The 13,108-nt window shown below is 61.1% G+C and carries 7 protein-coding genes and 1 pseudogene; 4 read left to right on the forward strand and 4 right to left on the reverse strand.

What is annotated here, in order from left to right; translation table 11 throughout:
• Nucleotides 1-25 precede the first annotated feature (25 nt).
• Complete coding sequence (locus tag ACUN0E_RS39385) at nucleotides 26-4,120, reverse strand: DUF3683 domain-containing protein (protein ID WP_445570004.1); 4,095 nt, start codon at nucleotides 4,118-4,120, stop codon at nucleotides 26-28.
• A gap of 528 nt (nucleotides 4,121-4,648) precedes the next feature.
• On the opposite strand from ACUN0E_RS39385, the gene ilvA reads away from it, so the two are divergent.
• The 3 genes from ilvA to queF are packed head-to-tail and all read left to right on the forward strand — an operon-like array spanning nucleotide 4,649 to nucleotide 7,919.
• Nucleotides 4,649-6,172, forward strand: coding sequence for a threonine ammonia-lyase, biosynthetic (gene ilvA / locus ACUN0E_RS39390; RefSeq protein WP_445570005.1), 1,524 nt, complete (start codon nucleotides 4,649-4,651; stop codon nucleotides 6,170-6,172).
• Nucleotides 6,173-6,195: 23 nt separating this feature from the next.
• The gene (locus ACUN0E_RS39395) at nucleotides 6,196-7,098 is read left to right on the forward strand and encodes a 5'-nucleotidase (protein ID WP_408242415.1); all 903 of its coding nucleotides are present in this window, start codon (nucleotides 6,196-6,198) and stop codon (nucleotides 7,096-7,098) included.
• A complete protein-coding gene (gene queF, locus ACUN0E_RS39400) occupies nucleotides 7,095-7,919 on the forward strand; it encodes an NADPH-dependent 7-cyano-7-deazaguanine reductase QueF (RefSeq protein WP_445570006.1) in 825 nt (274 codons plus the stop codon). Before ACUN0E_RS39395 ends, queF begins: the two co-directional genes overlap by 4 nt.
• Nucleotides 7,920-8,769: 850 nt before the next feature.
• On the opposite strand, the gene ACUN0E_RS39405 is transcribed toward queF, so the two are convergent.
• From ACUN0E_RS39405 to ACUN0E_RS39415, 3 genes and pseudogenes are all read right to left on the reverse strand, one after another.
• On the reverse strand, nucleotides 8,770-9,156 hold the full coding sequence (locus ACUN0E_RS39405) for a RidA family protein (protein ID WP_028200605.1): 387 nt from the start codon (nucleotides 9,154-9,156) through the stop codon (nucleotides 8,770-8,772).
• A gap of 69 nt (nucleotides 9,157-9,225) precedes the next feature.
• Nucleotides 9,226-10,707, reverse strand: a complete 1,482-nt coding sequence (locus ACUN0E_RS39410) for an N-acyl-D-amino-acid deacylase family protein (RefSeq protein WP_445570007.1) — start codon at nucleotides 10,705-10,707, stop codon at nucleotides 9,226-9,228.
• Between the two features lie 3 nt (nucleotides 10,708-10,710).
• Nucleotides 10,711-11,602, reverse strand: a pseudogene (locus ACUN0E_RS39415) (MurR/RpiR family transcriptional regulator).
• A 146-nt stretch (nucleotides 11,603-11,748) separates the two neighbouring features.
• Here ACUN0E_RS39415 and ACUN0E_RS39420 point away from each other — a divergent pair.
• Nucleotides 11,749-13,026, forward strand: coding sequence for an amino acid deaminase (locus tag ACUN0E_RS39420; RefSeq protein ID WP_445570008.1), 1,278 nt, complete (start codon nucleotides 11,749-11,751; stop codon nucleotides 13,024-13,026).
• Nucleotides 13,027-13,108 lie beyond the last annotated feature (82 nt).

A 13,108-nucleotide genomic window follows, 5' to 3' on the forward strand; every position in this document is an offset into this window, starting at 1 on the left:
CAGGCAAAAATCGTCAGTCGTGCCATTAAACCAGCACGCGCTCGATTCCGCCATTGTTCGCCCGCTGGACGTAGTCCGCCATCCAGTCCTCACCCAGCACATGACGTGCCATTTCGACGACGATGTAGTCCGCCTCGGTGCCCGAGTCTTCGTTGTAGCGCGACAGACCTTGCAGGCAGGACGGGCAGCTCGTCAGAATCTTCACCTCGGTCACGCCGTTCGGTTGCGGCCCGTTGCCCGCCTTGAGCACGGAGCCGTCCGGCGCACCCGCCGCGCCGGCCGATGCATTGGCCTCGTTGATCCCATTTGCGCCCGCCTCAGCCACCAAAGGAATGCCGCGGAGCTTTGCGGCGCCCTTGCGCATTTCCTCTTCCTTGCGGAAGCGAACCTGCGTCGAGATGTCGGGACGCGTCACCGCGAGTGTGCCGGATTCGCCACAGCAGCGATCGTTCTTCTCGATCTTGTAGCCGTCGTTCTCCGACCCCATCAACTGATTGACGAGTTTGACCGGATCCATCGTCTTGATCGGGGAGTGACACGGGTCGTGGTACATGTAGCGCACGCCGTTCACGCCTTCGAGCTTGATGCCTTTCTCGAGCAGAAATTCGTGAATGTCGATAATCCGGCAACCTGGGAAGATCTTCTCGAATTCATAGCCGGCAAGCTGGTCATAACACGTGCCGCACGACACCACCACCGTCTTGATGTCGAGATAATTCAGCGTATTCGCGACGCGGTGGAACAGCACGCGGTTATCCGTGACGATCTGCTCAGCCTTGTCGAACTGGCCCGAACCGCGTTGCGGGTAGCCGCAACACAGGTAACCCGGCGGCAGCACGGTTTGTACGCCGGCTTCCCACAGCATGGCTTGCGTAGCCAGACCCACCTGCGAGAACAGCCGCTCCGAGCCGCAGCCCGGGAAGTAGAACACCGCTTCCGTATCGGCGGTGGTCGTCTTCGGGTTGCGGATGATCGGGACAATCTTGTTGTCCTCGATGTCCAGCAACGCGCGCGCCGTTTTCTTCGGCAGATTGCCCGGCATCTTCTTGTTCATGAAGTGGATCACCTGCTGCGTGACCTTCGGCTTGCCGACGGTTGCCGGCGGGTGCGCCGTCTGCTTCTTCGCGAACTTCTTCAGCACGTCGTTGCCGAAGCGCTGCGCCTTGTAGCCGATGCCCATCATCGCAGTGCGCGCGAGGTTGATGGTCTGCGGATTGGTGGCATTGAGGAAGAACATGCCGGCCGCGTTGCCCGGATTGAACTTCTTCTTGCCCATCTTGCGCAGCAGGTTGCGCATGTTCATCGTCACGTCGCCGAAGTCGATCTTCACCGGACACGGCGTCACGCATTTGTGACAGACCGTGCAGTGATCGGCGACGTCGTTAAACTCGTCCCAGTGCTTGATCGACACGCCGCGGCGAGTCTGCTCTTCGTACAGGAACGCCTCGACCAGCAAAGAGGTAGCGAGAATCTTGTTGCGCGGGCTGTACAGCAGGTTCGCGCGCGGCACGTGGGTCGCGCACACCGGCTTGCACTTGCCGCAACGCAAGCAGTCCTTGATCGACTCGGAAATTGCGCCAATGTCGGACTGCTGCATGATCAGCGATTCGTAACCCATCAGGCCGAAGCTCGGCGTGTACGCGTTACGCAGATCGGCGCCGGCGAGCAGCTTGCCCGCATTGAAGCGGCCATGCGGATCGACGCGCTGCTTGTACGCGCGGAATTCGCCGATTTCGTCTTCCGTCAGGAATTCGAGCTTGGTGATACCGATGCCGTGCTCGCCGGAGATCACGCCGTCGAGCGAACGCGCCAGTTTCATGATGCGCGCGACCGCTGTGTGGGCGTCCTGCAGCATCTCGTAGTTATCGGAGTTGACCGGCAGGTTCGTGTGGACGTTGCCGTCGCCCGCGTGCATGTGCAGCGCGACGAACACGCGGCCACGCAGCACCTTCTTGTGGATCGCCTGGGCTTCTTCGAGGATCGGCTTGAATTCGCCGCCATTGAAGATCTGACGCAACTCAGCCCGGATCTCCGCCTTCCACGACACGCGCACCGTACGGTCCTGCGTGATATGGAACACGGTCGCATCCGGCTGTGCGTCGACGCGATCGGCGAACTTCTCCGCCAGCCCTTCGTAGCCAAGGCCGACCAGATAGTGCTGCGCCTCGCGCAAGGACAGATCGAGCTTGTCGCGCAGGAATTCCCAGCGCGTACGCACTCTCTTCAGCAGATCGAGCGCCTGTTGCACGCGATCTTCGAGCAACTCTGCGCTCGGGATTTCATTGGCGTCGTCGCTCTTGCCGAGCGGCAGCTTGCCGCCCTTGAAGAACGCTTCGAGCGCGTCGACCAGCTGCAGCTTGTTCTTGATCGACAGTTCGATATTGATGCGTTCGATACCGTCGGTGTACTCGCCCATCCGGTCGAGCGGGATCACCACGTCTTCGTTGATCTTGAACGCGTTGGTGTGCTTAGCAATCGCCGCGGTACGGCTGCGGTCGAGCCAGAAACGCTTGCGCGCTTCGGCGTTGACCGCGACGAAGCCTTCGCCGCTCTTGCCGTTGGCCATGCGCACGACTTCCGAGGTGGCTTGTGCCACCGCATCCGCATCGTCGCCGACGATGTCGCCGATCAGCACCATCTTCGGAAACACGTTGCGCTTGCTCTTGGTCGCATAACCGACCGCGCGCAGATAGCGCTCGTCCAGATGCTCGAGCCCGGCGAGAATCGCGCCGCCCTGCTTCGACGTTTCGAACAGGTAATCCTTGATCTCGACAATGCTCGGAATCGCTTCGCGCGCCTGGCCGAAGAACTCGAGGCAGACCGTGCGCGTATGCGCCGGCATCTTGTGCAGCACCCAGCGCGCCGACGTGATCAGGCCGTCGCAGCCTTCCTTCTGCACGCCCGGCAAGCCGGCCAGGAATTTGTCCGTGACGTCCTTGCCCAGCCCTTCCTTGCGGAACACGCGACCCTTGATGTCGAGCGCTTCCGTGCGCAACAGCTTTTCGCCCGGAGCATATCTGCCGTCGAACCACTTCAGTTCGAAACGCGCGAGTTCGATGTCGTGAATCTTGCCGAGGTTGTGGTCCAGACGCGTGACTTCGAGCCAGTTCCCTTCCGGGTCGACCATGCGCCACCAGGCGAGGTTGTCGAGCGCCGTGCCCCACAGCACCGCCTTCTTGCCGCCCGCGTTCATCGCGACATTGCCGCCAACGCAGGACGCATCCAGCGAAGTCGGATCGACGGCGAACACGAAGCCGGCCTGCTCGGCCGCTTCGGTCACGCGGCGTGTGACCACGCCCGCGCCGGAGAAAATCGTCGCCACCTTGCGCTCGACGCCCGGCAGTTCGGTCATCTCGACCGCGCCCAGCTGTTCGAGCTTCTCAGTATTGATGACGGCCGAGAACGGCGTGAGCGGCACCGCGCCGCCCGTGTAGCCCGTGCCGCCTCCGCGCGGAATCACGGTCAGACCGAGCTCGAAGCACGCCTTGATCATGCCGGCGATCTCGGCTTCGGTATCCGGCGTCAGCACGACGAACGGGTACTCGACGCGCCAGTCGGTCGCGTCGGTCACATGCGAGACGCGGGACAAGCCGTCGAACTTGATGTTGTCTTTTTCCGTGACGCGGCCCAGCACCTTGTTCGCGCGGCGGCGCAGATCGAAGGTCTTCTGGAATTCGCTTTCGAAATCGTCGACAGCCCGGCGTGCAGCCGCAACCAGCGTTTCGACGCGGGCAGCCCGATCGACACCTGCTTCATCGCCGTGCTCGACCAGATCGGCGCGGCGGCGCTTTTCGATCTCGGTCAGACGGTGGTGCAGCGCCTCGATCAGCAGCGCGCGGCGCTTCGGATTGTCGAGCAGGTCGTCTTGCAGGTAAGGATTGCGGCGCACGACCCAGATGTCGCCGAGCACTTCATATAGCATCCGCGCCGAGCGGCCGGTGCGGCGTTCCGCCCGCAGTTCGGCCAAAGCCGCCCAGGCTTCGTCGCCAAGCAGACGGATAACGATTTCGCGGTCGGAAAACGACGTGTAGTTATAGGGAATTTCGCGCAGACGCGCTTCGGGATCGGCGGCCACCGCAATGGCGGCCCCATGCGGATCGAAAACTTGAGGTGCGTTCATGTTCGGACGACTCTGTGGGTCAACCGGGCGCGCTCATGGGTGAGGCGTCGGCGGACGGTGCGCGTGGAGCGCAATGCTGGAAATCTTCTAGGGGAGCGAAGCGCAACTGACGGCCTACCCACATCAGTCGCTTCACGGCGCTCAGAGACAGCTACACGATCGCGCGTGGCGGAGGTGCCGCTGGCGGACGTGACGCTCCGCCGCGGGGCAAGACTCACGCGGGACGGGCATCAAATGGGCGATCTGAGGCTGCCAGTGCATCTTCCGATCCTTATTCCAAAATGGAATTCTACCCCATGATCCAGTCGCGCGTTGACGCGTGAAATCGGGGCTGCTGCGGGACTTTGAGCGTTTTTGGGTTGAACACCGCCCGCAAGCCCATGCGAAGAATTCTCCGACCGAACGGTCGGGCAGCACGTTGCCGAGGGCGTTGGGGCGGTCGCCGAGGGTTCGCTGAAGGCCAGAGTGCGCACCGTTGGCGCTATCATTGACCCTTTCCCGTCTCACAAAGCGCACCGCGCCACCCGCATGGCTTCCCACGACTACCTGAAGAAAATCCTGACCGCGCGCGTCTACGACGTGGCCCGCGAGACCGAACTCGAACGCGCGCCGAATCTGTCGGCACGGCTACGCAATCCGGTTTATCTGAAGCGCGAGGATAACCAGCCGGTGTTCTCGTTCAAGGTGCGCGGCGCGTACAACAAGATGGCGCATATTCCGGCGGACGCGCTGGAGCGGGGGGTGATTACCGCGTCGGCGGGCAATCACGCGCAGGGCGTGGCGCTGTCGGCGGCGCGCATGGGCGTGAAGGCGATTATCGTCGTGCCAGTGACCACGCCGCAGTTGAAGGTCGATGCGGTACGCGCGCATGGCGGCGCGACGGTCGAAGTGGTGCAGTTCGGCGAGTCCTATAGCGACGCGTACGGACATGCGGTGAAGCTGCAGGAAGAACGCGGTCTTACGTTTGTTCACCCGTTCGACGATCCGTACGTGATCGCGGGCCAGGGCACCGTTGCGATGGAGATTCTCAGCCAGCATCAGGGCCCGATCCACGCGATCTTCGTGCCGATCGGCGGCGGAGGCCTGGCCGCGGGGGTCGCCGCGTACGTGAAATCGGTGCGCCCGGAGATCAAGGTGATCGGCGTGCAGACCGATGATTCGTGCGCGATGGCGGCCTCCCTGAAGGCCGGCGAACGGGTGACGTTAAATGAAGTGGGCCTGTTCTCGGACGGCACCGCAGTCAAGCTGGTCGGCGAAGAAACCTTCCGCCTGTGCCGCGAATATCTCGACGACGTGCTGATCGTGAACACGGATGCACTATGTGCCGCGATCAAGGACGTGTTCCAGGACACCCGCAGCGTGCTGGAGCCGGCCGGCTCGCTCGCCGTCGCAGGCGCGAAGCAGTATGCCGAGCGCGAAGGCATCGAGAACCAGACGCTGATCGCGATCACGTCCGGCGCGAACATGAACTTCGACCGCATGCGTTTCGTGGCCGAGCGCGCGGAAGTCGGTGAAGCACGTGAGGCGGTGTTCGCCGTGACGATCCCTGAAGAGCGCGGCAGCTTCCGCCGATTCTGCGAACTGGTGGGCACGCGCAGCGTCACCGAGTTCAACTACCGGATTGCGGACGCGAATTCAGCACATATCTTTGTCGGCGTGCAGATCAGGAATCGCAGCGAATCGGCGCAGATCGCGGATGCATTCGAGGCGCACGGCTTCGCCACCGTCGATCTGACCTTCGACGAACTCTCGAAGCAGCACATCCGCTACATGGTCGGCGGCCGCTCGCCTTTGGCCCACGACGAACGTCTGTTCCGTTTCGAGTTTCCGGAGCGGCCGGGCGCGCTGATGAAGTTTTTGTCGTCGATGGCGCCGAACTGGAATATCAGCCTGTTCCATTACCGCAACCAGGGCGCGGACTACAGTTCGATTCTGGTCGGCATTCAGGTGCCGGAGAGTGAGAACAGCGGGTTCGAGCGCTTTCTCACGACGCTGGGTTATCCGTACTGGGAAGAAACGCAGAATCCTGTTTATCGCCTGTTCCTTGCTTGATCTTTTTGGACTGAAACGCGCAGATGGCTCTTTCGCTTGTCGACAAACTGGTAGTGGCAATCTCGTCGCGCGCGCTGTTCGACTTCGAGGAAGAGAACTGCGTGTACGAGGAAGGCAACCTGCGGGCGTATGAAGCGTTACAGCGCGAGCGGCTGGCCGTGCCCGCCAAACCGGGCGTGGCGTTTCCGCTGATTCGCAAGCTGCTGGCGTTGAACGCCGGCGGTCATCGAGTCGAAGTGGTGATCCTGTCGCGCAGCGATCCGATCAGCGGCTTGCGTGCGTTTCACTCGTGCAGGGAGTATGGGCTGGCGATCGAGCGTGGTGTGTTTACACGTGGGCGCCCGCCATTCGGCTATCTGAAGCCGTTGAACGCCTCGCTGTTTTTGTCCGCGAATCAGGATGACGTGCGCGACGCATTGGCCGCCGGATTTCCGGCCGCGCGCGTCTTGCCCGAATCGGCGAAAATGGCGAGCAAGTATCCAGACGAAATCCGGATCGCGTTCGACGGCGACGCCGTGCTGTTTTCCGACGAAGCCGAGCGCGTGTTCCAGAAAGATGGCTTGCGTGCGTTCGTCGGCCATGAGATTCACAACAAGGATTTGCCGCTCGCGGATGGGCCTTTGAAGCCGTTGCTCGAAGCGCTGCACCGGCTGCAGAAACTCGCGGACGAAGCCGCACCAATGCATATTCGTACGGCCTTGGTGACGGCGCGCTCCGCCCCGGCGCATGAGCGCGCGATCCGCACATTAATGGCGTGGAACATCGAAATCGACGAAGCGATGTTCCTCGGCGGCCTCGACAAGAGCGCGTTTTTGCGCGAGTTCGAGCCGGACTTTTTCTTCGACGACCAAATTGGCCATTGCGAATCGGCCCGCGTCGTGACGGCGACGGGGCACGTGCTGAGTGGCATCGTGAACGCATCATGACACCCGAACAATCACCGCTGGGCAAGCCTTCCGCTTACACCGAACAATATGACGCTTCGCTGCTCTTTCCGATTGCCCGGAAGAATGCGCGCGAGGCGATTGGGATTAGCGCGCAGTTGCCGTTTTTCGGCACGGACATCTGGAATGCTTACGAGCTTTCCTGGTTGAATGCGCGCGGCAAGCCGCAGATTGCAGTGGCGACATTCTTTGTGCCGGCTGATTCGCCGAATATTGTCGAATCGAAGTCGTTCAAGCTTTATCTTGGGTCATTTGCGCAGACGGCGTTCGAGTCGATGGAAATTGTGGGTGACACGATCAAGCGCGATGTTTCCGCTTCTTGCGGCGCGGCTGTTGCTGTTCATCTGACCGCACCGTATGAGTTCGGCAAGCTGCAGATGGAAGAGTTTGAAGGCTTGTCGCTGGATCGGCTTGATCTGGATACGGATGTTTATCAGCCTGACGCCTCATTGCTGAAGGCCGCGCTTGATGAAGCACCTGTTGAAGAGACTTTGTTCTCTAACTTGTTGAAGTCGAATTGTCCGGTGACCGGACAGCCGGACTGGGGCACCGTGCAAATTCATTACGTTGGGCCGCAGATCGATCATGCGGGCTTGCTGAGGTACATCATCTCCTACCGGAACCACACCGGGTTTCATGAGCAGTGTGTGGAGAAGATTTTTATTGATGTTCTTAAGGCCTGCCGGCCGGTGAAGCTTGCTGTTTATGCGCGGTATACCCGGCGCGGCGGGCTGGATATTAATCCGTTCCGGACGAATTACAATTTGCCGATGCCGGATAATTTGCGGTTGGCGCGGCAATAAAGTTGAGGTTTTTTTGCCTGCCGGTGGGGGTTTTCTGTTTGCCTGCGGTGTTGGGTTTTGCTTGATGTGTTTGCCTGCGCGGCGCTTGTTTGTCTGTGGTTTTATGGGGTTGGCCTTTCGTTGATCTGGCTGCGTTGGCCTTTCCTTGAATTCTTATTGGTGTATTAGCGTCGCCCCTGTGCGGGGCAGGCACCTACTTGTCTTTGCCTGCTGCAAAGACAAGTAGGCAAAAGAAAGCAGCTCAAACCGCTAGCGCATAAGCGGGTCCCCTAGCTTGGAGGGCATAGTGGTACATCTGGAATCGGTGCCCTCGCACATTCGACGTTAGTGACAAGGGCGTCATACTTCCGGCGGCGCTGCGCGCGCCGACGCGTACTTTCTCAAAACCGATTGCTCTGTTTTCGCACTCGCGCTTCATTCAGCGCCTCACCGGGGCGAAGCCGATGGCCCCCACTACACCCAAACGAAGCCCCTGGCTTCCCATGCATGCCCATCCGCGACGCACGCAGTGCGGAGTGGGAGCTGATGAGCGCTTTGTCACCACGGCCGAATGTGCGAGAGCACCGATTCCAGATGCGCCACTACCGCAACTGCGCGGGGGACCCGCTTAAGAATTAGCTGTGTGAGCCGCTTTCTTTGCTTATCTTTCTTTGCGGCGGCAAAGAAAGTAAGTGCCTGCCCCGCACAGGGGCGAACACTAATAAACCACTAACAATTCAAGGAAAGGCCAAAACCATAAGCGCACCAACAAAGCACGCCGCACAGGCAAAGCTCAACACCGCAGGCAAACAGACAAATAGCGCCGCAGAAGGCAAAAAATCGTCCACCGCCTACGGCGAACCAAAAAACATTAAGCCGAAGGCTTCTTATACGCCACGCAATCAACCTCAACCCGGCAATCAATCACCATAGAAGAAACCACACAAGCCCGAGCCGGCGGATTCTCGCCAAAGTACTCACGAAACACCTTGTTGAAAGAAGCGAAGTCACGCGGATCATCCAGCCACACACCGCAGCGGACAACATGCTCCGCCCCATATCCTGCTTCCTTCAAAATAGCGAACACGTTCTGAATCGCCTTGTGCGATTGCTCAACAATCCCACCATTGATCACTTCACCGTTTTCCATCGGCGTCTGCCCGGAAACGAACAACCAGCCATCCGCTTCGACTGCTCGCGCAAACGGCATATGTTGACCACCCGTACCCTTGCCGCCTTCAACACCATATCGCTTCATCGTCAAACTCCTTAAAAAGTCCGGCACGCGCCAACGAATACACATGCCACATTGATCAGAAAACCAGAATCAAAACGCGCCGTGCGCATCGCCTTTCGACGCAGCGCCGCGCGCCACAAAATGCCCTGCCCGCTCGCCGGTCACGGCTCCATCGCGATAAGACAACACGCCATTCACCCACACCGCGTCGATGCCGTCCGCAGGCTGCTGCGGCTTCTCGAACGTCGCCGCATCGCGCACCTTGGCCGGGTCGAACAACACCAGATCCGCGTGATAACCGATATGCACCTCGCCCCGCTGCACCAACCCAAACCGGCGCGCCGACAAGCTGGTCATCTTGCGCACGGCCTCTTCGAGCGGCAACAACTTCGTATCGCGCGCGTAGTGGCCAAGCACGCGCGGGAACGCGCCCCACAACCGCGGATGCGGCAGCGGATCGTTCGGCAAACCATCTGAGCCGACCATCGTCGCGGGATGCGACAGAATGCGCCGTACGTCGTCCTCGGACATGTTGTGATACACCGCGCCCGCAGGCTGCAAACGCTTGCCCGCCTCCTGCTGCGTGACGCCCCACTCAGCGGCAATTTCCCTGATCAGCTTGCCCGCCATCTCGGGATGCGGCTCGGACCACGTGATCGTGATGTCGATGTCGCCCGTTACCTGCTTCACATCGAGCGTCGACGAACTGCGGTTGTACGGATAGCAGTCGCAACCGATCGGCTGCAAACGACGCGCGCCTTCCAGCGACTTCAGCACCTCTTCACTGCGCCCCCAGTTCGAAGGCCCCGCGCACTTCAGATGCGAAATCACCACCGGCACATGCGCGTGACGGCCCACCCGATACGCTTCGTCCATCGCGTCGAGAATCGCGTCGAACTCGGTACGCATGTGCGTCGTGTAAAGCGCGCCCGCGGCGGCGAGCGGCTCGGCCAGCGCCATCACTTCTTCAGTCGGTGCGGAAAAGGCGGAGCCGTACGCGAGTCCCGAACTCAAACCCAATGCACCGTTCGACAACGCCTCTTCGAGTTGCGCGCGCATTCCGTCAATTTCCTTCGCGCTCGCCGCGCGATCAAGCCGGTCCATCTGATTGCTGCGCAACGCCGTATGCCCAATCAGCGCGCCGACATTCACCGCGGGCCGCGCCGCATTCACCGCTTCGACGTACGCAGCAAAAGTCGGGTACTGAAACGCGTCGCGTTCGCCGAGCAGGTTCATCGGATCAGGCGGATCGCCCTTCAACGAAACGGGCGACGCGCTGATCCCGCAGTTGCCGACAATCACCGTCGTCACGCCCTGAGTTATCTTCGGCAGCATTTGCGGCGAACGGATCACGTGCGTGTCGTCATGCGTATGAACGTCGATGAAACCCGGCGCCAGTGCGCGACCGTTGGCTTCGATCACCTCTTCGGCAAGCCAGTTCGACAGATTGCCGATCGCGGCGATGCGGCCCTCGCGAATCGCGACGTCGCGTTCGACCGGCGGTGCGCCCGTGCCGTCGTACAGTTGCGCGCCGACGATCAGCGTATCGGCGGCTTCGGGATGCGAATGCATGGATCAGTCTCCTAACGGTTGTCGATCGCCGCCGCCACGATGCGCGTCGAGCGCGTGCTTCATGCGGCGCAGCAATTCCCGGCTCTCGTCGCCCTGACTGACGGCAAGTTCGGTGACGAGGCACATCGAGCGCCATCATCATCGCGTAGCGTGACGACGACGGCTTGTAAATGAAATCGGTTTCAAAGGCGACGATCGGAATCACCCAATCGGCCAGTTTGGCTAAAGGCGAAGCGGGCGCGGTCAGGGCAATCACAGTCGCCCCGTAGCTGCGCGCGATCTTGCAGTTCTCAACCATCTCGGGCACGCGCCCAGTAGTGGACAGCGCGATCACCACGCACTCGCGCGATACGGTGCTCGCCACCATGCGCTGTAGCAGGCCGTCCTGATAGGTCGCAACCGGCCGGCCGAGTCGCACGAGCCGAAAGCGCATTTCGTCTGCCAATGCGGTCGAGCCGCCGCCCATGCCGAATACATAGATCATTCGCGCGGCGCGCAACGCGGCCGCCGCTTCGCCTAAAGGCGCCTGGCGCAGCAGCTGGTGGTTATGGGCAAGCGCGGTCTGCAGTTCGTCGAACACGCGGGTGGCGATGGGCTCGGGTGCGTCGGTGGGTCCGCCTGCTTGCAGGAAGCGCTGACCGACGGCAGCCGCCTGCGCGAGCCGCAACTTGAGCTCCCGCACGTCGCGGCAACCGACCGCCTTGGCGAAGCGCGTCACGGTCGCAACGCTCACCTCTGCCTGCTGGGCGAGCGCGCCGATGCTGGCCCGCGATGCGCCGGTCAGATCGTCGAGAATCAGTGCCGCGACCTTACGTTCGGCCGAACGCAGTTCCGGCGCACACTCAGCAATGCGCGCGACAATATCGAAAGCCAGCGGTTCGGCGGTTGAGTTCATTGCAGACTGTGGGGTGTCCCGCGAAGGCTTACAAAAAGCCTCCGGCAAGCTGTGGTACTAAATAACATTTCTTCAACCATCGTACTTTCGGTAACATAGTAAAGTCAACTTTGATTCGATTTAACTGGACGATGGAGCAGGGAGACATGAAAGTTACAAACTATCAGGGCGCAACGATTGATCCTTATAGCAAGGGCTTGGGCATGGTTCCGGGCACCAGCATCCAACTCACGGATGCCGCGCGCCTCGAGTGGAACCTGCTGAACGAAGACGTGAGTCTGCCCGCCGCCGTGCTGTACGCCGATCGTGTGGAACACAACTTGAAGTGGATGCAGGCGTTCGTCGCGGAATACGGCGTCAAGCTCGCGCCGCACGGCAAAACCACCATGGCGCCGCAGCTGTTTCGCCGTCAGCTCGAAACCGGCGCATGGGGCATCACGCTCGCCACTGCGCATCAGGTGCGCGCGGCATATCACGGCGGTGTTTCGCGGATTCTGATGGCCAACCAACTGGTTGGCCGCCACAACATGATGATGGTCGCCGAGCTGCTGAGCGATCCCGATTTCGAATTCTTCTGCCTCGTCGATTCTGTCGAAGGCGTCGAACAGTTGGGCGAGTTTTTCACGTCGGTACGCAAGCCGCTGCAAGTATTGCTCGAGCTCGGCGTGCCGGGCGGCCGCGCCGGCGTGCGCGACGAAGCGCAGCGCAACGCGGTGCTCGAGGCGATCGCGCGCTATCCGGATGTGTTGAAGCTGGCGGGCGTCGAGTTGTATGAAGGCGTGCTGAAAGAAGAACACGAGGTGCGCGAGTTCCTCCAGAGCGCTGTCGCCGTGACGCGCGCGCTGGTCGATGAAGGACGTTTTGCCCGCACACCGGCCGTTCTGTCAGGCGCTGGCTCGGCCTGGTACGACGTGGTCGCGGAAGAATTCGTGAAGGCCTCGGAGACCGGCAAGGTCGAAGTCGTACTGCGGCCCGGCTGCTATCTGACGCATGACGTCGGCGTCTACCGCAAGGCTCAAACAGACATCTTCGCGCGCAATCCGGTCGCGAAGAAAATGGGCGAAGGCCTGTTGCCGGCGCTGCAACTGTGGGCGTATGTGCAGTCGATTCCGGAGCCAGATCGCGCGATCATCGGCCTGGGTAAACGCGATTCCGCTTTCGACGCAGGCATGCCGGAACCGGCGCGCCACTATCGTCCGGGCACCGAAGCACCGCGCGACATCGCCGCGAGCGAAGGCTGGGAGATTTTTGGCTTGATGGATCAGCACGCGTATCTACGAATCCCCGCGGGCGCCGACCTGAAAGTGGGTGACATGATCGCGTTCGACATTTCGCATCCCTGCCTGACATTCGACAAGTGGCGCCAGGTGTTGGTGGTCGACCCGTCGTATCGCGTCACTGAAGTGATCGAAACGTTCTTCTGAGTTTGATGCGAACGGCGCACCTCCCTAATGGGTGGCGCACCGTTTGATGACTCTCAGAATATCGGCGCCGGCCGCAGCGCCG

This window comes from Paraburkholderia sp. D1E (assembly GCF_052682275.1).

Excerpts from the sequence above, each read along its gene's own strand:
- queF (WP_445570006.1), top strand. The coding sequence starts at position 7,095 with ATGACACCCGAACAATCACCGCTGGGCAAGCCTTCCGCTTACACCGAA.
- ACUN0E_RS39405 (WP_028200605.1), bottom strand. The coding sequence starts at position 9,156 with ATGAAGCGATATGGTGTTGAAGGCGGCAAGGGTACGGGTGGTCAACAT.
- ACUN0E_RS39410 (WP_445570007.1), bottom strand. The coding sequence starts at position 10,707 with ATGCATTCGCATCCCGAAGCCGCCGATACGCTGATCGTCGGCGCGCAA.
- ACUN0E_RS39385 (WP_445570004.1), bottom strand. The coding sequence starts at position 4,120 with ATGAACGCACCTCAAGTTTTCGATCCGCATGGGGCCGCCATTGCGGTG.
- ACUN0E_RS39395 (WP_408242415.1), top strand. The coding sequence starts at position 6,196 with ATGGCTCTTTCGCTTGTCGACAAACTGGTAGTGGCAATCTCGTCGCGC.
- ACUN0E_RS39420 (WP_445570008.1), top strand. The coding sequence starts at position 11,749 with ATGAAAGTTACAAACTATCAGGGCGCAACGATTGATCCTTATAGCAAG.
- ilvA (WP_445570005.1), top strand. The coding sequence starts at position 4,649 with ATGGCTTCCCACGACTACCTGAAGAAAATCCTGACCGCGCGCGTCTAC.